This window comes from Streptomyces flavalbus, from assembly GCF_042674625.1.
GTDB classification, from domain to species: domain Bacteria; phylum Actinomycetota; class Actinomycetes; order Streptomycetales; family Streptomycetaceae; genus Streptomyces; species Streptomyces flavalbus.
This window is the reverse complement of record NZ_JBHTEB010000001.1, coordinates 4,463,444-4,483,923: the sequence shown is the minus strand read 5'-3', so window position 1 is coordinate 4,483,923 and position 20,480 is coordinate 4,463,444. Positions and strand designations below refer to the sequence as shown.

Sequence of the window (20,480 nt, the reverse complement as noted above, 5' to 3'; positions counted from 1 at the left end):
GGGACCGCGAGGGCCAGAAGATGGTTGGGATCACCGCCTCTCGGGTAGGGGCGGCTACCAGCCCGTGAGCCGCCGGGTTCCCCGGGGGAAACACCCAGTGAATCCTGTCGGCCCCGGCCCGGCCCGCGCCCCCGTGGCCCGGCGCTGTCAGTGCCCGCAGGTAGATTCGTTCCCGGCTGGGGTACCGACCGCACCCGGTGCCGACCGGCCGCACCCGACGATTGCAGGAGTGATTCGCGTGGATCGTGTCGCGCTGCGCGGCCTGAAGGCCCGCGGGCACCACGGCGTGTTCCCCCGGGAACGCGAGGAGGGCCAGATCTTCATCGTGGACCTCGTCCTGGGCCTGGACACCCGACCGGCCGCAGCCGACGACGACCTGGCGAAGACCGTGCACTACGGCATCGTGGCCGAGGAGGTCGTGGCCGTCGTCGAGGGCGAGCCCGTCAACCTCATCGAGACGCTCGCCGAGCGCATCGCCCGGACCTGTCTGAAGCACCAAGGGGTCGAGGAGGTCGAGGTCCGCGTCCACAAACCGGACGCGCCGATCACGGTGCCCTTCGACGACGTGACCGTCACGATCACCCGGAGCCGAGTATGACCGCGTTCTTCACCGAGGGGCAGAGCGACCCGACCGTCCAGCCGGTGCCCGCGTCCGTCGTCGAGAAGGTGGACGCCGCCGACACCACCCTGCACAACCCCCAGCGCGCGGTGGTCTCCCTCGGCTCCAACCTCGGCAACCGCCTGGAGAACCTGCAGGGCGCCGTCGACGCCCTGGAGGACACCCCGGGGCTGCGCATCAAGGCGGTCTCCCCCGTCTACGAGACCGAGCCGTGGGGCGTCGAGCCCGGCAGCCAGCCCTCGTACTTCAACGCGGTCGTCGTCCTGAAGACCACGCTCCCGCCGTCGTCCCTGCTGGAGCGGGCGCACGCGGTCGAGGAGGCCTTCCACCGGGTCCGCGACGAGCACTGGGGCCCGCGCACCCTCGACGTCGACATCGTCGCCTACGCCGACGTGGTCTCCGACGACCCGCAGCTCACCCTCCCCCACCCGCGCGCCCACGAGCGCGCCTTCGTCCTCGCCCCCTGGCACGACGTCGACCCCGACGCCCAACTGCCTGGCCGCGGTCCCGTCGCCGACCTGCTCGGCACGGTCACGCGGGAGGGCGTCGCCGCGCGGGCCGACCTGGAACTCCGGCTGCCCGAGTAGTCGTTAAGGTCGACACGACCACCGTCCGGGTCACCGGACACCAGGGAGCCGAAGGGACACCGTGAGAGAGCTGCGCATCAGGACGCTGGCCGGAGTGTTCGTCGTGGCCGGAATCCTGTCCTGGGCGGGCGCCCGCCTGTGGAACTCGGTCGGGACCCTGCCCAGCGTCCCCCTGGCCGCCCCCATCGTCCTCGCCCTGATCGCCGCGGTGCTGCTCTCCACGGCGCTCTCGCTGCGCGCCCGCCTCAAGGCCCAGCGCGAGCGGCGCCCCGACGCCAAGGGCGTCGACCCGATGATGGCGGCCCGCGCGGTGGTCTTCGGCCAGGCCAGCGCCCTGGTCGCCGCCCTCGTCGCCGGGATGTACGGTGGCACGGGCGTCTTCCTGCTGGAGTACCTCGACGTCCCCGCCCGCCGCGACCAGGCCATCTACGCGGGCACCTCGGTCGTCGCGGGCATCGCCGTCATAGCGGCGGCCCTGTTCCTGGAACGCGTCTGCAAGCTCCCCGAGGACGACGACCAGAACGGCCCGTCAGCGGCCCCAGCAGCCTGACCCACGCCCGCCCAACGACCCAGCGGCTGACCTGGCCCGGGACCGGCAGCCTGGCCCACGCCCGCCCATCCAACGACCCGGCGGCCTGACGCGGCCCCCGGGACCGGCGGCCTGACCCACCCCCGTCAGCGCCCCAGCGGCCCGACCCGGCCCTGCAACGGCCCCGACGGACTGCCACAAGCGCCCCAAGCCCGTCAGCCGCCCAGCGGCCCGGCCCCTCAGCCCCCGGCAGTCTGGCCGAAAACCGCCGTGTGCCCGCCCCCGCTCCGCTGCCGTCGCCTCAGCGCGCCATGATCAGGCTCATCGCCTCGTTGCGCGTCGCCGCGTCGCGCAGTTGCCCGCGCACCGCCGAGGTGATGGTCATCGCGCCCGGCTTGCGGATGCCCCGCATCGACATGCACATGTGCTCGCACTCCACGACCACGATCACCCCGCGCGGCTCCAGGATCTCCATCAGGGAGTCCGCGATCTGCGTGGTGAGTCGTTCCTGCACCTGCGGCCGACGGGCGTAGACGTCCACCAGCCGGGCCAGCTTCGACAGCCCGGTGATCTTGCCGCTGGTGGCCGGGATGTACCCGACGTGCGCGACACCGCGGAACGGGACCAGGTGGTGCTCACAGGTCGAGTACACCTCGATGTCCTTCACCAGCACCATCTCGTCGTGGCCGATGTCGAACGTCGTCGTCAGCACGTCCTCCGGCTTCTGCCACAGCCCGGCGAATATCTCCTTGTAGGCCCGCGCCACCCGCGCCGGAGTCTCCTTCAACCCCTCGCGGTCCGGGTCCTCGCCGACCGCGATCAGGAGTTCGCGTACGGCGTTCTCGGCGCGCTTCTCGTCGAACTCACCGATGGCGCCCTCGCCGTCCAGCGTCACGGGGTCGGTCATGTGGTGCCTCGTTCCTGTGCCTGTCGTGCGTGGGGGCCACGCGTCCGAACTGCGGGTATACGAAATGCCGCGCCCCCCAGGCTAGAACCTGGGGGGCGCGGCATCCATTCCTGGGCAGGTGAGGTACTCCTCACCCCGCCTGGGAAGGGTGTCAGCTCTCGGAGCGGTCCTCGGGGGCCGGTTCGGCCACCGGGGTGGGCTCCGTGGCGGTGCTCTTGGCGGTGCTGATCGCCGCCGTCGCGCCGTTGGCGCCGTTGGTCAGTGCCAGCTCCTTGGGGGAGAGCACCGGCGGGCGGGTGGACGGCGTACGCCGGGACGAGCCGGTCCACGCGGGCCGCGGCGGGCGCTTGACGATCGGGGCGAAGATCTCGGCGATCTCCTCCTTGCCCAGGGTCTCCCGCTCAAGCAGGGCCAGAACGAGGTTGTCGAGGACGTCGCGGTTCTCGACCAGGATCTCCCACGCCTCGTTGTGCGCGGTCTCGATGAGCTTCTTGACCTCTTCGTCGACCAGCGCGGCGATCTCCTCGGAGTAGTCGCGCTGGTGGGCCATCTCACGCCCGAGGAACGGCTCGCTGTTGTCGCCGCCGAACTTGATGGCGCCGAGCCGCTCGGTCATGCCGTACTGCGTGACCATCGCGCGGGCCAGGTTGGTGGCCTTCTCGATGTCGTTCGCCGCGCCCGTCGTCGGGTCGTGGAAGACCAGTTCCTCGGCCGCGCGGCCACCCAGCATGTAGGCGAGCTGGTCGAGCATCTCGTTGCGCGTGGTCGAGTACTTGTCCTCGTCCGGCAGGACCATGGTGTAGCCGAGGGCACGGCCACGGGACAGGATCGTGATCTTGTGGACCGGGTCGGAGTTCGGGGAGGCCGCCGCGACCAGGGCGTGTCCGCCCTCGTGGTACGCGGTGATCTTCTTCTCCTTGTCCGACATGATCCGGGTCCGCTTCTGCGGACCGGCCACGACGCGGTCGATCGCCTCGTCGAGCATCTTGTTGTCGACGAGCTTCTGGTCGCTGCGGGCCGTCAGCAGCGCGGCCTCGTTGAGCACGTTCGCCAGGTCGGCGCCGGTCATGCCCGGCGTGCGGCGGGCGACGGCCGCGAGGTCGACGTCGGGGGCGACCGGCTTGCCCTTCTGGTGGACCTTGAGGATCTCCAGACGGCCCTGCATGTCCGGGCGGTCGACCGCGATCTGCCGGTCGAAGCGGCCGGGGCGCAGCAGCGCCGGGTCGAGGATGTCGGGCCGGTTCGTCGCGGCGATGAGGATCACGCCGCCCTTGACGTCGAAGCCGTCCATCTCGACGAGGAGCTGGTTCAGGGTCTGCTCGCGCTCGTCGTGACCGCCGCCGAGCCCGGCGCCGCGGTGACGGCCGACCGCGTCGATCTCGTCGACGAAGACGATCGCCGGGGCGTTCGCCTTGGCCTGCTCGAACAGGTCGCGGACGCGGGAGGCACCGACACCGACGAACATCTCGACGAAGTCGGAACCGGAGATCGAGTAGAAGGGGACGCCCGCCTCGCCCGCGACGGCGCGCGCGAGCAGCGTCTTGCCGGTGCCGGGAGGACCGTAGAGCAGGACGCCCTTGGGGATCTTGGCGCCGACGGCCTGGAACTTCGCCGGTTCCTGGAGGAACTCCTTGATCTCGTGGAGTTCCTCGACGGCCTCGTCCGACCCGGCGACGTCCGCGAAGGTCGTCTTCGGGGTGTCCTTGGTGATGAGCTTGGCCTTCGACTTGCCGAAGTTCATCACCCGGGAGCCGCCGCCCTGCATCTGGTTCATCAGGAACAGGAAGACGACCACGATGAGGACGAAGGGGAGCAGCGAGAGCAGCACGCCGACGAACGGGTTCTGCTTGGACGGCGAGACCGTGTAGCCGTCCGGAATCTGCTTGTCCTGGAACTTGGCTTGCAGCGTGCTGGCGAGGGTCACGCCCTGGTCGCCGATGTAGCTCGCCTGGATCTTCGAGCTGTCCTCGATCTTTACGCCGTCCTTGAGCTGGACCTTGATGGTCTGCTCGTCGCCGGTGGTCAGCTTGGCCGATTCGACCTTGTTGTCATTGATCGCCTGGACGACCTGGCCGGTGTCCACCGTCTTGTAGCCGCCGGACGAGCCGACGACCTGCATCAACACGACCACGGCAAGGACGGCCAGCACGATCCACATGACCGGCCCACGGAAGTATCGCTTCACGTCCATCCATACGGAGCGGTGCCGCCCCGTCCCTCCTGCCATAGTGAGTTTGATAAGACAGTTCTTCTGACGGTACCCCAGCATTGTGGCCCCAAGCGGCGCGGGACTGCTGGCGAACCCGTCTGCATGGTCCAACGGCGCGAGGCCCGCCGGGGTTCCCGATCTTCGTACGGGGCTGGGCCCTTCGGGTCAGCCCCGTGCCCGTGGGCGGGGTCAGCCGCCGTACACGTGGGGCGCGAGCGTACCGACGAAGGGGAGGTTTCGGTACTTCTCGGCGTAGTCGAGGCCGTAGCCCACGACGAACTCGTTGGGGATGTCGAAGCCGACCCACTCCACGTCGATGGCGACCTTGGCGGCGTCCGGCTTGCGCAGCAGGGTGCACACCTTCAGCGTCTCCGGCTCACGCGAGCCGAGGTTGGACAGCAGCCAGGACAGCGTCAGCCCGGAGTCGATGATGTCCTCGACGATCAGGACGTGCCTGCCCTTGATGTCGGTGTCCAGGTCCTTGAGGATCCGCACCACGCCGGAGGACTGGGTGCCCGCGCCGTAGGAGGACACGGCCATCCAGTCCATGGTGACGGGGGTGGACAGCGCTCGGGCGAGGTCGGCCATGACCATCACCGCGCCCTTGAGGACGCCGACGATCAGCAGGTCCTTGCCCGCGTACTCGGCGTCGATCTTCGCGGCCAGCTCGACCAGTTTGGCGTCGATCTCTTCTTTGGTGATGAGCACCTGCTGGAGGTCGGCACCCATGTCTTTCGCGTCCACCCGCATCACTTTCGGTCGTCCCACCGGCCGTCCGGCCGCTCCCCGAGGTCTGCTCGTCGAGGGGCGACCGGTCGCCTCCCCAGGGGAGAGGTTTTCAGCCTTGCCGAATCACCAGTCTGCCACCCTGGCGCCAGGCGACGACTTTGCCGGGGAGGTTGATGGCTCCCTGGCCGTGCCAGCCGGTGATCAGCTTGTCGACTTCCTCGACGTGCCGGGCGAAGAGCGAACCGGCCGGGGCGCCCGCCTCGATGACCGCGCGCCGCAGGATCCGGCGGCGTACGGCGGACGGCAGGGTGTGGAGCCTGGCGCACACCAGCAGGCCCGCGGTGTCGCGGACGGTGGGCTCGGCCTGGCGGGCCCAGGTGTCGAGGGCGTCGGCGTCGTCGCGGGAGAGCTGGGCCGTCCGGGCGAGGGCCTCGACGACGCCCTTGCCGAGGGCCTTCTCCAGCGCGGGCAGGCCCTCGTGGCGGAGCCTTGACCGGGTGTAGGCGGGGTCGGTGTTGTGGGGGTCGTCCCAGACGGGGAGGGACTGGACCATGCACGCCTTGCGGGCGGTCTGCCGGTCGAGCCCGAGGAAGGGCCGCCGGTAACGGCCGTCGGCCCCCGAGACCGCGGCCATCCCGGACAGGGAGCGGATGCCGGAGCCGCGGGCGAGGCCCAGCAGGACGGTTTCGGCTTGGTCGTCGCGGGTGTGGCCGAGCAGGACCGCGCAGGCCGCGTGGCGTTCGGCGGCGGCGTCGAGGGCGGCGTACCGGGCGTCGCGGGCGGCGGCTTCCGGGCCGCCGCCGCGGCCGACGGTGACGGCGGTGGACTCGACGGGGTCGAGGCCGAGTTCACGCAGTCGCTGGACGACCTCGGCGGCGCGCGCGTCGGACTCGCTCTGGAGGCCGTGGTCGACGGTGACGCCGCCCGCGCGGATGCCGAGCTTGGGGGCCTCGAAGGCGAGTGCGGAGGCCAGGGCCATGGAGTCGGCGCCGCCGGAGCACGCCACGAGCACGAGCGGCGAGGGGGAGCGCTCGTGGGACGGGGGCGCGGGGGGACGGCCGTATTCGGTGAGGATGTCGTGGAGGACGCGGCGGACCGCCAGGCGTATCGCCGCGACCGCAGGATGGGGACCCATGTCCGGTTCCCTTCATGAAGTTGTCGGGGGGTGAACCCGAGGTTCGGTCACGCAGAGTGTGTAGATGGTGACAGAACCGGGCCGTGACCCGAGCATTGCACGCCTGCCCATGCCTCACGGTCCCTCGGACGGGTGATTGAAGGGGCGTTCGCCTGCCGTCGGCGGGATTCGGTTCACGACCCGGCCGTCTGGTTCACCCCTCCGCCTTCCGGTGCACCCGTGCGACCCAGTCCGCCGGTTTGGCGATCTCCGCCTTGGTGGGGAGGGTGTTCGGGGACGTCCACACGCGGTTGAAGCCGTCCATGCCGACCTCCTCGACCACGGCCCGTACGAAGCGCTCACCGTCACGGTACTGCCGGAGCTTGGCGTCCAGGCCGAGCAGTTTGCGCAGGGCGAGGTCGAGGCGGGAGGCGCCCTTCGCGCGGCGCTGCTGGAACTTCTCGCGGATCTCCGCCACCGACGGCACGACCGCGGGTCCGACGCCGTCCATCACGAAGTCGGCGTGCCCCTCAAGGAGGGACATCACGGCGGTGAGGCGGCCGAGGATCTCCCGCTGGGCCGGGGTCTGCACGATCTCGACGAGGGACCGGCCGCCGTCGTCCTCCTCGGCCTCGGGGCGCCCTCCGGCGAGGCTCTGGGCGGCCTCCCGGATGCGCTCCAGGACGGTCATGGGGTCGACGTCGGTCTCCCCCAGGAACGCCTGGATCTCGCTCTCCAGGTGGTCCCGCAGCCAGGGCACGGCGGTGAACTGGGTGCGGTGGGTCTCCTCGTGCAGGCAGACCCAGAGGCGGAAGTCGTGGGGCAGTACGTCGAGTTCGCGCTCCACGTGCACGATGTTCGGGGCGACGAGGAGCAGCCGTCCGCCGCCGTTGGCACCGGCCGGGAGGTCGCGGCTGGCGGGGGCGAAGGTCTCGTACTGGCCGAGGACGCGGGAGGCGAGGAACGACAGCAACATGCCCAGCTCCACGCCGGTGACCTTGCCGCCGACGGCGCCGAGGACCGCGCCGCCTGGGGTGCTGCCGCGCCGTTCCTGCATCTTGTCGAGCAGGGGCTTGAGGATCTCGCGGAACCCGGCGACGTTGGCCTTGACCCAGCCGGGCCGGTCGACCACGAGGACGGGTGTGTCGTGGGTGTCCTCGGTGCCCATCCGGGTGAAGCCCCGGACGTGTTCCTCGGAGGACTTGGCGTGGCGGCGGAGTTCCGCGACGACGGCGCGCGCCTCGTCACGGCTGACCTCGGGGCCCGGACGGACCAGCCGGGTCGCGGTCGCCACCGCGAGGTTCCAGTCGACCATCCCAGAAGAAGCGGCACCACCGATGCTCGTCATGCGTCAACCGTACGTGAGCGCTACCACTTGGGGCAGGCCGTACGGGGCGGCGGGGGTACGACGCCCCGCCACAACCCCCGCCGCGGCCCCGCCGGGACGGCTACCGGCAGCCGCACGCCGCCAGCGCCGTGGCCGCCCGGTCCAGCGCCGTCTGGGCCGCCGTCGGGTCGGTGGTGCCCTCGGCGAGGAAGGCGAAGCCCAGCAGGCGGCCGTCCGCGGCGACGACGGTGCCCGCGAGCGTGTTGACGCCGGTGAGCGTGCCGGTCTTGGCGCGTACGACGCCGGCGGCGCCGTCCGTGTAGCGGCCGCTCAGCGTGCCGGTGAACCCGGCGACCGGGAGCCCGGTGAGGGCGGGCCGCAGCTCGGGGTGGCCGGGGTCGGCGGCGGTGGCGAGCAGGGCGGTCAGCAGGCTGGCGGAGAGCCGGTCCTCGCGGTTGAGGCCGCTGCCGTCCTTGAAGACGGCGCCGGTGAGCGGCAGGCCGAGCTTCGCCAGCCGGGCGTGGATCGCGCGCGCGGCGCCGTCGAAGTCGGGGCGTTCGCCGCTGGCGAGGGCGGTGTGCCGGGCGAGGGCCTCGGCGAGGTCGTTGTCGCTGTTGGTCAGCATCCGCTCGACGAGGGCGGACAGCGGCGGTGAGGAGACGGTGGCGAGGGTGTCCGCGCGGGTGGTGGCCTTGGAGGGGCCGGGGGCGCTGGTCGTGACGCCGTGGTCCTTGAGGAAGCCCGCGAAGGCGCGGGTGGCGTCGGCGGCCGGGTCCGGCACGCGGTAGACGGGCCCGCGCGTGGAGTCGTCGGTGCGGGCCTCGTCGGCCATGAGGGCCGTCACGCGCGCGAGGTTGTCGTTGACGCCGATGGGGTGCAGGTCGGAACCGGCGTACAGGGTGGTGTCGTAGGAGAGCGTGACCTCGCGGACGTCGCGTTCGGCGAGGGCGGCGGCGGTGTCGGCGGCGAGGGTGCGCAGGCTGGCCCAGCCGTCGGCGTCCTCGCGGGCGGTGAGGGTGGGGTCGCCGCCGCCGACGAGGACGAGTTCGCCGGTGTCGGGTTCGTAGGCGGCGCGGGTGGTGAGGCGGTGGTCGGGGCCGAGGGCGGCGAGGGCGGCGACGGCGGTGGCGATCTTGGTGGTGGAGGCGGGGGTGAAGGTGTCGCCGGTGGCGGAGCCGTAGAGCTGTCCGCCGGTGGCCAGGTCGACGACGGAGGCGGCGCGGCGGGTGCCGAGGGCGGGGTCGCTGACGACCGGGTCGAGGACCGAGGCGAGGGCGGGTCCGTTCGGCGCCGCCCTGACGGTCTCGGCGCCGAGGCCGGTGAGCACGGAGGCGGCGCTGGGCGCGGGGCGCGGCGCCCCGGCCGCGCTGCCGGACCTGCCGGGCGCGCGCTCGTGACGTACGCCACCCGCCCGCTCGGCGGCGGCGGCGCGGTCCCGCTCCGCCGTACGCTGGCCTGAGGAGTCCCACGGGCCCGCGACGGTCACCGCACCGGCGGCCAGCGCCAGCCCGACGACGGTGGCTCCGGCCGTGTACGGCCAGGTCCGCACCCCCGTGACCTGCGCTGTCGCCGCCCGGACCAGTCGCGTGACCCGCGGCCGGGCGGCTGCCGCGACCCGGGTGAGCCGGGGGCGCACGGTGTCCGCGACCCGCGCTATCCGCGGTCTCACGGCCCGCCAGGACCTCAGCTCAGGCACGACCACCAGCCCCTTTCGCGATCACACACCTGCGTAGGGGACACTTAACCACCAGAACTGTGTGTTGATCATGGAGGAGCCACCGGTGGAGTTCGACGTCACGATCGAGATCCCGAAGGGTTCGCGCAACAAGTACGAGGTGGACCACGAGACCGGTCGTATCCGCCTGGACCGCCGACTCTTCACCTCGACGACCTACCCGGCCGACTACGGCTTCGTCGAGAACACGCTGGGTGAGGACGGTGACCCGTTGGACGCGCTCGTCATCCTGGACGAGCCGACCTTCCCGGGCTGCCTCATCAAGTGCCGCGCGGTGGGGATGTTCCGGATGACCGACGAGGCGGGCGGCGACGACAAGCTGCTGTGCGTCCCGACGTCGGACCCGCGCATGGAGCACCTGCGGGACATCCACCACGTCCCGGAGTTCGACCGCCTGGAGATCCAGCACTTCTTCGAGGTCTACAAGGACCTGGAGCCCGGCAAGTCCGTGGAGGGCGCCGACTGGGTCGGCCGTACCGAGGCGGAGGCCGAGCTGGAGAAGTCGTACAAGCGCTTCCAGGAGCAGGGCGGTCACTGAGACCCGCGCCCTGCCGCCCGCGGACGGGCCGTGCCACCCCGGTCGGGGGTGGCGCGGCCCGTCCGCGTATCCATGGGTGTGTCCACGCGCGCGTGTGCGCATACTGAGGCTGTCGTAGCTGGGCACACGAGTGGTGACGGAGTCGTACGTCGTACAGGGAGCGCTGCGCAGGTGACGGACGCGGAGGACCGCAAGCCGCATTCGGACGAGGCGCGGAGCGCGTTCGTCCCGTCGTCGACGGACGGCGAGTCGTCGACGACGTCGGAGTTCGCGCTGCCGCGCGGGCTTGAGGTGCCCCGGCCCGCGCCCGAGCCGGAGACGACGTCGGAGTTCGCCGTTCCGGAAGGGCTCGACGTACGCCCCGCGGTGGACCAGGAGGGCTCCGCGTTCAACCCACCGAGCACCTACAGCTCGCGCAGCGCGCCGCCCGCGTTCACGCCGCCGACCGGTGTGCCGGTCGTCAGCCTCACGAAGGACGCGCCGTGGCAGGTGCGGATGCGCACGATGCTGCGGCTGCCGGTGACGGAGCGGCCCGCTCTGGAGCCGGGGCCGAAAGCGGAGGAGGGCGGACCGGCCGTCCCGCGCGTGCTCGACCTGACGCTGCGCATCGGGGAGCTGCTGCTGGCGGGCGGGGAGGGCGCCGAGGACGTGGAGGCGGCGATGTTCGCCGTGTGCCGGTCCTACGGCCTGGACCGCTGCGAGCCGAACGTCACCTTCACGCTGCTGTCGATCTCCTACCAGCCGTCCCTGGTGGACGACCCGGTCACCGCGTCCCGGACGGTACGGCGCCGGGGCACCGACTACACGCGGCTCGCGGCGGTGTTCCGGCTCGTGGACGACCTGTCCGACCCGGAGGCGCACCTCTCCCTGGAGGAGGCGTACCGGCGGCTGGCGGAGATCCGCCGCAACCGGCACCCCTATCCGACGTGGGTACTGACCTCGGCGAGCGGGCTGCTGGCGGGCGCGGCGTCGGTGCTGGTCGGCGGTGGTGTGCTGGTGTTCGTCGCCGCCGCGCTCGGCGCGATGCTCGGGGACCGGCTGGCGTGGCTGTGCGCGGGGCGCGGGCTGCCGGAGTTCTACCAGTTCACGGTGGCGGCGATGCCCCCGGCGGCGATAGGGGTGGCGCTGACGCTGGCGCACGCCGACGTGCGGGCCTCCGCGGTCATCACCGGTGGGCTGTTCGCGCTGCTGCCCGGACGGGCGCTGGTGGCGGGCGTGCAGGACGGTCTGACGGGCTTCTACATCACCGCCGCGGCCCGGCTCCTGGAGGTCATGTACTTCTTCGTGGGCATCGTCGTCGGGGTGCTGGTGGTGCTGTACTTCGGGGTCCAGCTCGGCGCCCAGCTCAACCCGGACGCGGCGCTGAGCATCGACGAGCGGCCGGTGCTCCAGCTCGCGGCGTCGATGCTGCTGTCGCTGACGTTCGCGGTGCTGCTCCAGCAGGAACGGTCCACCGTGCTCGCGGTCACCCTCAACGGCGGTGTCGCGTGGGCGGTGTACGGCGCCATGCGCTACGCGGGCGACCTCTCCCCCGTGGCCTCCACCGCCGTGGCGGCGGGTCTTGTGGGCCTCTTCGGGCAGTTGCTGTCCCGCTACCGGTACGCGTCCGCGCTGCCCTACACGACGGCCGCGATCGGCCCGCTGCTGCCGGGCTCCGCGACGTACTTCGGGCTGCTGTCGATCGCCCAGAACGACGTCGACAGCGGTCTGGACTCGCTCACCAAGGCTGGCGCGCTCGCCATCGCCATCGCGATCGGCGTCAACCTGGGGTCGGAGATCTCGCGGCTCTTCCTGCGGGTGGGCTCGGTGGAGGGCCGCAAGGGCGCGAAGCGCACGCGCGGGTTCTAGCAGCCGGAGCCGAGGCACACGCGCGGGTTCCAGTCGGAGCCTGGGGCGGGCCCCGCGCGGGCGGGTCATAACCTGGTCGGCATGTCAGCGATCCGTCTCCTGGTGCTCGGCGCGGTGCGCCAGCACGGGCGGGCCCACGGCTACCAGGTCCGCAACGACCTGGAGTACTGGGGCGCGCACGAGTGGTCCAACGCCAAGCCCGGCTCGATCTACCACGCCCTGAAGCAGATGGCGAAGCAGGGCCTGCTGCACGCGCACGAGATCGCCCCGTCGACGGCGGGCGGCCCGCCGCGCACCGAGTACGAGATCACCCCGGCGGGCGACGAGGAGTACTTCTCGCTGCTGCGCGAGGCGCTCGTCGCCTACGACCAGAAGATGGACGTCAAGTCCGCCGCCATCGGCTTCATCGTCGACCTCACCAGGGACGAGGCCGTGGCGCTCCTGAAGGAGCGCACCCGGCGCATCGAGGAGTGGCGGGCGGCGGTCACCGAGCACTACGTGCCCGAGTCGGGGCCCGAGCAGTTGGGCCACATCGGCGAGATCATGAACCTGTGGGTGCACACGGCCGACGCCGAGGCCGAGTGGACCCGGGGGCTGATCGGACGCGTCGAGGGCGGCGCGTACACCTTCGCCGGTGAGGGCGAGCCGTTCGTCGGGGTGCTGGCGGAGGGCGAGGAGAACCCGTACGCGACGGGCGAGCGGCACCCGGGGGACGCCATCTAATCAAGTTTGACCAACGCTCTGCCCAGGGTTACCCTCTGAGCAAGTGGTCAAATTTGACTAGCGAGGGGGTCATCGTGGCCGACACGGCCATCACCGTCGTAGGGGCACACAAGAAGTACGGCGGCAGGAACGGCAAGCCCGCGCTGGCGGGGCTCGACCTGACCGTGGCGCGCGGCACGGTGCACGGCGTGCTCGGGCCCAACGGGGCGGGCAAGACGACCCTGGTCCGCGTCCTGGCCACGCTGCTGCGGCCGGACTCCGGCCGGGTCGAGGTCGCCGGGTACGACGTCGTGGCACAGGCCCGCGCGGTGCGCTTCCGCATCGGCCTGCTGGGCCAGCACGCGGCGCTCGACGAGGGGCTCGGCGGCCACCAGAACCTGGAGATGTTCGGCCGCCTCTACCACCTCGGCGCCCGCCGGGCCCGCGCCCGCGCGGACGAGCTGCTGGAGCGCTTCGGCCTCGCCGACACCGGCCGCAAGGCGGTGCGGCAGTACAGCGGCGGGATGCGGCGCCGCCTTGACCTCGCCGCGTCCCTGATCACCGAACCGGAGGTGCTCTTCCTGGACGAGCCCACCACCGGACTCGACCCGCGCGGGCGCGCCGAGGTGTGGAGCGCCGTCCGCTCCCTGGTCGGCGGCGGTACGACGGTGCTGCTCACCACCCAGTACCTGGAGGAGGCCGACCAGCTCGCGGACCGCATCTCGGTCGTCGACCGGGGCCGGGTCGTCGCCGAGGGCACCGCGGGCGAGCTGAAGGCGCTGACGGGGGGCGACCGCATCGACGTCGTCCTGCGCGACGCCGGGCAGCTCGGCGCCGCCGTCGCGCTGCTGCCGGTGCCGAAGGACACCGTGTCGGTCGACACCGACCGGCGGCTGCTCAGCGCGCCGGTCACGGACCGGATGGCGGCGCTCTCCGCCGTCGTACGGGCGCTGGAGGAGGGCGGTGTCGACGCCGAGGACATCGCGTTGCGGCGCCCGACGCTGGACGAGGTCTTCCTCCACCTCACGGAGGACGTCAAGCGAGCGGAGGAGGCCGCGTGAGCGTGCACGCACTGACCGATTCCTGGACCATGACCCGGCGGGAGCTGGCCCACTGGGCCCGGCAGCCCGTGCAACTGACCGTGAACCTGCTCTTCGCGGTGATGCTGCTGCTGATGTTCGGCTACCTGATCGGCGGCGGCCGGGGCGTGGACGGGGCGTACGTCGACTACCTGGTGCCCGGCATGTTGGCGCTCACCATGGCGTTCGGCCTGGAGAGCACGCTGCTGGCCGTCACGCAGGACCTCAACAAGGGCGTCATCGACCGGTTCCGCTCGATGCCCATGGCCAACGGCGCGGTGCTGGTCGGCCGGTCCGCCGCCGACATGCTCCTGTCGGCGCTCACGCTGGCCGTGCTGGTCGGCGTCGGCCACGCGCTGGGCTGGCGGACCCAGGGCGGCGTCGGGGCGTTCCTCGGCGCGGTCGGCCTGCTGCTGCTGTTCCGGTTCGCGATGCTGTGGATCGGCATCGAGCTGGCGCTGGTGGCGGGGAAGCCGGAGCTGGTGCAGGCCGTGCAGATCCTGGTCTGGCCGGTCGGCTTCCTCTCCAACGCGATCGCCGAGCCCGGCTCGATGCCGGACTGGCTGGGCACGGTCGTCGAGTGGAACCCGATGTCCCAGACCGCGACGGCCGTGCGCGACCTGTTCGGCAACCCGGGCGGGGAACCGGGCCACGTGTGGGCCGCCGTCGCCTGGCCACTGGCCCTGCTGGCGCTGTTCTTCCCGCTGGCGGTACGGCGGTTCGGGCGCCTGAGCAAGTAGCGCGGCGGAACACGGCTTGCACCTCACGCCGCGTGAGGGCCCATCGTGGGGCGCGTACCGAGAAGGGAGCGGAAGTGGGCTACTCCGTGGGACAGGTCGCCGGTTTCGCCGGAGTGACGGTGCGCACCCTGCACCACTACGACGACGTCGGTCTGCTCGTGCCGAGCGAACGCACCCGCGCGGGTCACCGGCGCTACGGCGAGGCCGACCTCGACCGGCTGCAGCAGATCCTGTTCTACCGGGAGCTGGGCTTCCCCCTCGACGAGGTCGCCGTCCTGCTGGACGACCCGGACGCGGACCCGCGCGCGCACCTGCGCCGCCAGCACGAGCTGCTGACCGCCCGGATCGAGCGGCTGCGGAAGATGGCGGCGGCCGTGGAGCACGCCATGGAGGCACGCAAGATGGGGATCAACCTCACACCTGAGGAGCGGTTCGAGGTCTTCGGGGACAAGGACCCCGAGCAGTACGCGGAGGAGGCGGAGCGGCGCTGGGGCGGCACCGAGGCGTACGCGGAGTCGCAGCGCCGCGCCGCGGGCTACACCAAGGAGGACTGGCAGCGGATGCAGGCCGAGGTGGCCGACTGGGGCGAGCGCTACGACGCCCTGATGGCCGCCGGGGAGCCGCCGACCGGCGAGCGCGCCATGGACATGGCCGAGGAGCACCGGCGGCACATCTGCACCTGGTTCTACGAGTGCCCGTACGACGTCCACCAGGGCCTCGGCGAGATGTACGTCGCCGACGAGCGCTTCAAGGCGTTCTACGACTCCATGCGGCCTGGCCTGGCCGAACACCTCCGGGACGCGATCGCGGCGAACGCCTCCCGGCACTCCTCCTGAGGCACCGCGGGCCGGGCCGACCGGGGGCGACCCGGCCCGCGGTGCGTCCTGGGGGCACCGGTGGAACCCGGGGCGGGCGCGATGCGTTGATAGCTTTGTCCGGCCGTACTGGACGCCGTACTTCCCAACCCCTCAGGAGCCCGGAACCGTGACGACGCTTGCCCTCGGACCGAGCTGGCTGGATCCGAACTACCTACTGGACACCTTCGGCATCTGGGGCCTGCTCCTCATCGTGTTCGCCGAGTCCGGTCTCCTGATCGGTTTCTTCCTGCCGGGCGACTCCCTGCTGTTCACCGCTGGCCTGCTGATCACCTCGAACCAGCTCGACTTCCCGCTGTGGGCGGCGATCGTCCTGATCTGCGTCGCCGCGATCCTGGGCGACCAGGCGGGCTACATGTTCGGCAAGAAGGTCGGCCCGGCGCTCTTCACCCGCCCGGACTCCCGCCTGTTCAAACAGGAGAACGTGGTCAAGGCGCACGACTTCTTCGAGAAGTACGGCCCGAAGTCCCTGGTCCTGGCCCGCTTCGTGCCCATCGTGCGCACGTTCACCCCGATCATCGCGGGCGTCAGCGGGATGCGGTACCGCTCGTTCCTGACCTTCAACGTGATCGGCGGCATCCTGTGGGGCGCCGGTGTGACCATGCTCGGCGCCTGGCTGGGCAACATCGACTTCGTCAAGAAGAACATCGAGGCGATCCTGATCCTGATCGTCCTCATCTCGGTCGTCCCGATCATCATCGAGCTGCTGCGGGCCCGCGCGCAGAACAAGAGGAACCCCCAGGCCCCCGAGCAGGCCACCGCGTCCCCCGCCGCCCCGCGGGCCCCCCACCAGCCCGCCTACCAGCAGCAGCCGGTCATGGACGACGCCACCACCCAGCTCCGCCGCATCCCGCCGACCCACCAGAACCAGCCGTACGGCGACCAGGGCTACGGCAACCAGAACCACGGCCACCCCGACCAGGGCTACGGCGACCAGGGCTACGGCGAGCAGGGGTACGACAACCAGCAGGGCGCGTACCCGCAGGGGCCGGGTCAGGGGCAGTACCAGGGCTACGACCCCCGCTACGACCAGGGGTACGGCGGCCAGGGGTACGACCAGCAGCAGTACGACCAGCGGCAGCCCTACCCGTACGACCAGGGCGGCTACCCGCAGCACCCCCAGCACCCGCAGCGCTGACCCGCGCCCGGCGCCCGTACGGCGGGCGGCCGGGGCCGCTTCCGGTCAGCCCCCGCTCAGCCCCCGCTCAGAACGGGAACCCGCTCCGCCCGTGCTGTACCGAGATCCACTTCAGGCTGGTGAAGGCGTCCAGGGTCGTCTCCCCGTTGAGGCGGCCGACGCCGGAGTTCTTCTCCCCGCCGAAGGGGACGAGGGGCTCGTCGTGCACGGTGCCGTCGTTCACATGGAACATGCCGGTGTCGATCCGCTGCGCGAACCGCACCCCGCGCTCCACGTCCCCGGTGTGCACGGCACCGCTGAGGCCGTAGGGGGTGTCGTTGACGAGGCGTACGGCCTCCTCCTCACCGTCGAAGGGGAGGAGGAAGACGACGGGGCCGAAGACCTCCTGCCTCAGCAGCGGCGAGTCGGCGGGCAGGCCGGTCAGGACGGACGGCTCGACCAGGTTGCCCGTGGTGGTGCCGCGCACCAGGGCGGTGGCGCCCTCCGCGAGCGCCTGCTCGACGGTGGCGGAGACCGACTCGGCCTGCGAGGAGTTGATCAGCGGGCCGACGACGGTCAGCGGGTCGCTCGGGTCCCCCGCCTTGAGCGACCTGACCTTGGCCACGAACTTGTCGGTGAACTCCTCCGCGATCGACCGGTCCACCAGCACCCGGTTGGCGGCCATGCAGACCTGCCCCTGGTGCACGTACCGGCTGAAGACGGCGGCGTCGACGGCGTAGTCGATGTCGGCGTCGTCGAGGACGACGAGCGCGCTGTTGCCGCCGAGTTCGAGGATGACCCGCTTGAACTGCCCGGCGCAGACGGTGGCGACATGGCGGCCGATCTTGTCGGAGCCGGTGAAGGAGATCACCTTGGGCACGGGGTGCTCGATGAACGCGTCACCGACCTCCGCTATGTCCGTGACGATCACGTTGAGCAGCCCGGCCGGGAGGCCCGCGTCCTCGAAGATCTTCGCGATCAGGGTGCCGCCGGTGAGGGGCGTGTCCTGGTGTGGCTTGATGACGACGCCGTTGCCGAGGGCGAGCGCCGGGGCGACCGACTTCAGGGAGAGCAGGAAGGGGAAGTTGAAGGGGCTGATCACGCCGACGACGCCGACGGGGACGCGGTAGAGGCGGTTCTCCTTGCCGGGGTCCGGGGACGGCAGGATCTTGGTCTCCGGGCGCGTCGTCAGGTTGACGGCCTCGCGCAGGAACTCCTTGGCGAGGTGGAGTTCGAAGGCGGCCTTCAGTCGGGTGCCGCCCAACTCCGCGACGATCACGTCGGCTATCTCCGGCTCGCGCTCCTCCACCAGGCGCAGCGCCTTCTCCAGCACGGCCCGCCGGGCGAACGCGCCCGCGGAGGCCCACTCCCGCTGGGCGCGGGCGGCGGCGCGGTACGCCTGATCTATCTCGTCGACCGTGGCTATCGTGATCGAGGCCAGCTTCTCGCCGTCGTACGGGTTGCAGTCGATGATGTCCCAGTTACCGGTCCCCGGGCGCCACTCACCGTCGATGTACTGCTGAGCCAGGTCGGTGAAGTACGACGACATGTGATCCCTCAATCCCCTGCCGCGCGAAGCCGCGCAAAGATGGCGGAAAGATGATCGACTTGACAGCCTGATCGTTCGTCATCGTACTTGTGTTGCCGCCCAGTTGGAGCGGTTGTTTCAGGAGAGTTGGAGCAGCCCGCGCAGCAGGTCCCGGCTGGCGTCCGGCCCCGGACTGTCCCTCTGGAGTTCCTTCAGGGCCTTTTCGTACTGCGCCACGTCCTCCGGCTTGTCGAGGTACAGCGCGCTGGTGAGCTGCTCCAGGTAGACGACGTCCGACAGGTCGGACTCGGGGAAGCTGAGGATGGTGAAGGCGCCGCTCTCCCCGGAGTGCCCACCGAAGGTGAACGGCATGACCTGGAGCCGTACGTTGGGCCGCTCGGAGATCTCGATCAGGTGCTGGAGCTGGCCGCGCATCACCTCGCGGTCGCCGTAGGGGCGGCGCAGGGCGGCCTCGTCGAGGACGATGTGGAAGTCGGGGGCGTTCTCGGAGACGAGGTGCTTCTGCCGTTCCAGCCGCAGCGTCACCCGCCGCTCCACGTCCGCCTCGCTCGCGCCCTCCATACCGCGCCGGACGACCGCGCGGGCGTACGCCTCGGTCTGGAGCAGCCCGTGCACGAACTGCACCTCGTACGCCCGGATGACCGCCGCCGCCCCCTCCAGACCCACGTAGGTGGGGAACCAGCTCGGCAGGACGTCCGAGTAACTGTGCCACCAGCCCGCCACGTTGGCCTCGCGGGCGAGGGAGAGCAGTGAGTTGCGCTCCGCGTCGTCCGTGATGCCGTACAGCGTCAGCAGATCCTCTACGTCCCGTGTCTTGAAGCTCACCCGGCCCAACTCCATCCGGCTGATCTTCGACTCGGAGGCGCGGATCGAGTATCCCGCCGCCTCGCGCGTGATGCCGCGCGCCTCCCGGAGTCGCCTGAGTTGCGAGCCGAGCAGCATCCGCCGCACCACCGATCCGGGCTCTCCCGCACTCACGTTCGCCAGCCTCCCCAACCGTCCTTCAGGGCCCGCAGTCTGCCACTAAAACACTCCGAGCAGTACTCGCCCGGTTACAGAGATGGAAAGAAGCCAAAGATTCCGCTCGGATTCCGGGTCAGTCAAGGGGCTGAAGGGGGGTAGGGGAAGGTGAGTCGGGCAAGAAAGCGACGCCAAGATGGCGGAAAAAATGGCCAAGAAGCGGTACGGGAGGGTCCAATTCGGTCGCGTGCACGTGCATCTGCCCTTGCATCTGCTGTACGCATCCGAAACCATGGTCCCGCACCACCGCCGCCTCGCACCGTCCGCGAATTCCCGGGAGTGCCTCGCATGGGGACGAATGGATCGACCATGCTCGAGCCGTTAAGGCAGGGCCTTCCGCCGCTGGACCCCGCGGCCGTTTCCTCAGCCTCCTCCTGCGCCCTGTCCGCCCGCTACGAAGCGGTGCGCGAGGCACGGCAGTTCACCCGGGTCACGCTCGAACAGTGGGGGATCGACGAACGGTTCGACGATGTCTGCCTCGTGGTGTCGGAACTGGTCACCAACGCGCTGCGGCACGCGGTGCCCGCGACGGCCATGGAACGTGGCGGAAACGGGTCCACGGGCCAGCACGAGGGACAGTACGGCGGCCAGTTCGCGGGTCAGTTCGGGGGTCAGTTCGGGGGGCACGAGCCTCCGGTGCGACTGCACCTGATGCGCTGGACCGAGCGGTTGGTGTGCGCGGTGCGCGATCCCAGCGACGGCACGCCGGTCGCCCGGGACGCCGACGACTTCTCGGCGGAGTCCGGGCGCGGGCTGTTCCTCGTCGACTCCTTCTGCGACAGCTGGGGCTGGCACCCGCTGGCGGGCACCCTCACCGGCAAGGTCGTCTGGGCGCTGTTCCGGCTCCAGGAGACGTAAGGCGTCGCGCGCACGCGTCACACGCTGCCGCTGAAACGTTACAGCGCGTGGCAGCGGTGTGCCGGTGGGCGCGTCGGCGCCCTCACCCCGCTATCAGGTGGTCGAACTCGCCGTCCTTGATCCCCAGGAGCATCGCCTCGATCTCCGCGCGCGTGTAGACGAGCGCCGGACCGTCGGGGAAGCGGCTGTTGCGCACCGCCACCTCCCCTCCGGGCAGCCGCGCGAACTCCACGCAGGAACCCTGAGAGTTGCTGTACCGGCTCTTCTGCCAGGCCACGCCGCTCAGTTCGGTGGCGGCCATGCCGTTGTACACGTCGTGATCCACAGGTCGCTCCCCGGTGGTGCACTGGCTGGTGTGGCCATTGATGCAGTGGTCAACTGACCCGGATCATAACCTC

Annotated in this window: 20 protein-coding genes; 11 read left to right on the top strand and 9 right to left on the bottom strand. The window is 71.1% G+C overall.

The window, feature by feature from the left end; all coding sequences use genetic code 11:
• Window positions 1-238 precede the first annotated feature (238 nt).
• From folB to ACFQZ6_RS20200, 3 genes are all read left to right on the top strand, one after another.
• Entirely contained in the window at window positions 239-598 is a 360-nt protein-coding gene (folB, locus tag ACFQZ6_RS20210; protein WP_360223953.1) for a dihydroneopterin aldolase, read from the top strand.
• Window positions 595-1,206 carry a 2-amino-4-hydroxy-6-hydroxymethyldihydropteridine diphosphokinase gene (gene folK, locus ACFQZ6_RS20205; protein WP_381611143.1) on the top strand — a complete coding sequence of 204 codons (612 nt, stop codon included), beginning with the start codon at window positions 595-597 and terminating at the stop codon, window positions 1,204-1,206. The genes folB and folK overlap by 4 nt, the downstream gene beginning before the upstream one ends.
• Window positions 1,207-1,267: 61 nt before the next feature.
• Complete coding sequence (locus ACFQZ6_RS20200; protein ID WP_381611141.1) at window positions 1,268-1,756, top strand: DUF3180 domain-containing protein; 489 nt, start codon at window positions 1,268-1,270, stop codon at window positions 1,754-1,756.
• 280 nt (window positions 1,757-2,036) lie between these two features.
• Here the strand turns inward: ACFQZ6_RS20200 and folE are convergent, their stop codons facing one another.
• From folE to dacB, 6 genes are all read right to left on the bottom strand, one after another.
• Window positions 2,037-2,642 carry a GTP cyclohydrolase I FolE gene (folE, locus tag ACFQZ6_RS20195; protein ID WP_381611139.1) on the bottom strand — a complete coding sequence of 202 codons (606 nt, stop codon included), beginning with the start codon at window positions 2,640-2,642 and terminating at the stop codon, window positions 2,037-2,039.
• Window positions 2,643-2,793: 151 nt separating this feature from the next.
• Window positions 2,794-4,833: an ATP-dependent zinc metalloprotease FtsH gene (gene ftsH / locus ACFQZ6_RS20190; RefSeq protein ID WP_381611137.1), complete on the bottom strand. Its 2,040-nt coding sequence runs from the start codon at window positions 4,831-4,833 to the stop codon at window positions 2,794-2,796.
• 207 nt (window positions 4,834-5,040) lie between these two features.
• Entirely contained in the window at window positions 5,041-5,601 is a 561-nt protein-coding gene (hpt, locus tag ACFQZ6_RS20185) for a hypoxanthine phosphoribosyltransferase (protein ID WP_381618474.1), read from the bottom strand.
• Between the two features lie 88 nt (window positions 5,602-5,689).
• Window positions 5,690-6,715 carry a tRNA lysidine(34) synthetase TilS gene (gene tilS / locus ACFQZ6_RS20180; protein ID WP_381611136.1) on the bottom strand — a complete coding sequence of 342 codons (1,026 nt, stop codon included), beginning with the start codon at window positions 6,713-6,715 and terminating at the stop codon, window positions 5,690-5,692.
• A gap of 193 nt (window positions 6,716-6,908) precedes the next feature.
• Window positions 6,909-8,042, bottom strand: a complete 1,134-nt coding sequence (locus ACFQZ6_RS20175; RefSeq protein WP_381611134.1) for a zinc-dependent metalloprotease — start codon at window positions 8,040-8,042, stop codon at window positions 6,909-6,911.
• A gap of 100 nt (window positions 8,043-8,142) precedes the next feature.
• Entirely contained in the window at window positions 8,143-9,723 is a 1,581-nt protein-coding gene (dacB, locus tag ACFQZ6_RS20170) for a D-alanyl-D-alanine carboxypeptidase/D-alanyl-D-alanine endopeptidase (RefSeq protein WP_381611132.1), read from the bottom strand.
• A gap of 79 nt (window positions 9,724-9,802) precedes the next feature.
• Here dacB and ACFQZ6_RS20165 point away from each other — a divergent pair, with 79 nt between their 5' ends.
• The 7 genes from ACFQZ6_RS20165 to ACFQZ6_RS20135 all read left to right on the top strand — a co-directional run bounded on the left by ACFQZ6_RS20165 (window position 9,803) and on the right by ACFQZ6_RS20135 (window position 16,676).
• On the top strand, window positions 9,803-10,294 hold the full coding sequence (locus tag ACFQZ6_RS20165) for an inorganic diphosphatase (protein ID WP_381611131.1): 492 nt from the start codon (window positions 9,803-9,805) through the stop codon (window positions 10,292-10,294).
• A gap of 171 nt (window positions 10,295-10,465) precedes the next feature.
• Window positions 10,466-12,142 (top strand): threonine/serine exporter family protein, encoded by a 1,677-nt coding sequence (locus tag ACFQZ6_RS20160; protein WP_381611129.1) that lies wholly within the window; start codon window positions 10,466-10,468, stop codon window positions 12,140-12,142.
• An 81-nt stretch (window positions 12,143-12,223) separates the two neighbouring features.
• Complete coding sequence (locus tag ACFQZ6_RS20155; RefSeq protein ID WP_381611127.1) at window positions 12,224-12,865, top strand: PadR family transcriptional regulator; 642 nt, start codon at window positions 12,224-12,226, stop codon at window positions 12,863-12,865.
• Window positions 12,866-12,939: 74 nt separating this feature from the next.
• Entirely contained in the window at window positions 12,940-13,905 is a 966-nt protein-coding gene (locus ACFQZ6_RS20150) for an ATP-binding cassette domain-containing protein (protein WP_381611125.1), read from the top strand.
• The gene (locus ACFQZ6_RS20145; protein ID WP_381611123.1) at window positions 13,902-14,663 is read left to right on the top strand and encodes an ABC transporter permease; all 762 of its coding nucleotides are present in this window, start codon (window positions 13,902-13,904) and stop codon (window positions 14,661-14,663) included. Before ACFQZ6_RS20150 ends, ACFQZ6_RS20145 begins: the two co-directional genes overlap by 4 nt.
• Window positions 14,664-14,737: 74 nt before the next feature.
• Window positions 14,738-15,499, top strand: coding sequence for a MerR family transcriptional regulator (locus ACFQZ6_RS20140; protein WP_381611121.1), 762 nt, complete (start codon window positions 14,738-14,740; stop codon window positions 15,497-15,499).
• Window positions 15,500-15,647: 148 nt separating this feature from the next.
• On the top strand, window positions 15,648-16,676 hold the full coding sequence (locus ACFQZ6_RS20135) for a DedA family protein (protein ID WP_381611119.1): 1,029 nt from the start codon (window positions 15,648-15,650) through the stop codon (window positions 16,674-16,676).
• A 67-nt stretch (window positions 16,677-16,743) separates the two neighbouring features.
• Here ACFQZ6_RS20135 and ACFQZ6_RS20130 read toward each other — a convergent pair whose 3' ends face one another.
• Together ACFQZ6_RS20130 and ACFQZ6_RS20125 are read right to left on the bottom strand one after the other, a co-directional pair.
• Window positions 16,744-18,204, bottom strand: coding sequence for an aldehyde dehydrogenase family protein (locus ACFQZ6_RS20130; protein ID WP_381611117.1), 1,461 nt, complete (start codon window positions 18,202-18,204; stop codon window positions 16,744-16,746).
• Between the two features lie 117 nt (window positions 18,205-18,321).
• Window positions 18,322-19,146 carry a helix-turn-helix domain-containing protein gene (locus tag ACFQZ6_RS20125; RefSeq protein ID WP_381618471.1) on the bottom strand — a complete coding sequence of 275 codons (825 nt, stop codon included), beginning with the start codon at window positions 19,144-19,146 and terminating at the stop codon, window positions 18,322-18,324.
• Window positions 19,147-19,533: 387 nt separating this feature from the next.
• On the opposite strand from ACFQZ6_RS20125, the gene ACFQZ6_RS20120 reads away from it, so the two are divergent.
• Window positions 19,534-20,082, top strand: a complete 549-nt coding sequence (locus ACFQZ6_RS20120; RefSeq protein ID WP_381611115.1) for an ATP-binding protein — start codon at window positions 19,534-19,536, stop codon at window positions 20,080-20,082.
• Between the two features lie 82 nt (window positions 20,083-20,164).
• On the opposite strand, the gene ACFQZ6_RS20115 is transcribed toward ACFQZ6_RS20120, so the two are convergent.
• Window positions 20,165-20,383 (bottom strand): DUF397 domain-containing protein, encoded by a 219-nt coding sequence (locus tag ACFQZ6_RS20115; protein WP_381618468.1) that lies wholly within the window; start codon window positions 20,381-20,383, stop codon window positions 20,165-20,167.
• Window positions 20,384-20,480: the final 97 nt, after the last annotated feature.

Excerpts from the sequence above, each read along its gene's own strand:
- ACFQZ6_RS20120 (WP_381611115.1), top strand. The coding sequence starts at position 19,534 with ATGCTCGAGCCGTTAAGGCAGGGCCTTCCGCCGCTGGACCCCGCGGCC.
- folE (WP_381611139.1), bottom strand. The coding sequence starts at position 2,642 with ATGACCGACCCCGTGACGCTGGACGGCGAGGGCGCCATCGGTGAGTTC.
- ACFQZ6_RS20125 (WP_381618471.1), bottom strand. The coding sequence starts at position 19,146 with ATGCTGCTCGGCTCGCAACTCAGGCGACTCCGGGAGGCGCGCGGCATC.
- ftsH (WP_381611137.1), bottom strand. The coding sequence starts at position 4,833 with ATGGACGTGAAGCGATACTTCCGTGGGCCGGTCATGTGGATCGTGCTG.
- hpt (WP_381618474.1), bottom strand. The coding sequence starts at position 5,601 with ATGCGGGTGGACGCGAAAGACATGGGTGCCGACCTCCAGCAGGTGCTC.
- ACFQZ6_RS20175 (WP_381611134.1), bottom strand. The coding sequence starts at position 8,042 with ATGACGAGCATCGGTGGTGCCGCTTCTTCTGGGATGGTCGACTGGAAC.
- ACFQZ6_RS20115 (WP_381618468.1), bottom strand. The coding sequence starts at position 20,383 with ATGGCCGCCACCGAACTGAGCGGCGTGGCCTGGCAGAAGAGCCGGTAC.
- ACFQZ6_RS20130 (WP_381611117.1), bottom strand. The coding sequence starts at position 18,204 with ATGTCGTCGTACTTCACCGACCTGGCTCAGCAGTACATCGACGGTGAG.
- tilS (WP_381611136.1), bottom strand. The coding sequence starts at position 6,715 with ATGGGTCCCCATCCTGCGGTCGCGGCGATACGCCTGGCGGTCCGCCGC.
- folK (WP_381611143.1), top strand. The coding sequence starts at position 595 with ATGACCGCGTTCTTCACCGAGGGGCAGAGCGACCCGACCGTCCAGCCG.
- ACFQZ6_RS20155 (WP_381611127.1), top strand. The coding sequence starts at position 12,224 with ATGTCAGCGATCCGTCTCCTGGTGCTCGGCGCGGTGCGCCAGCACGGG.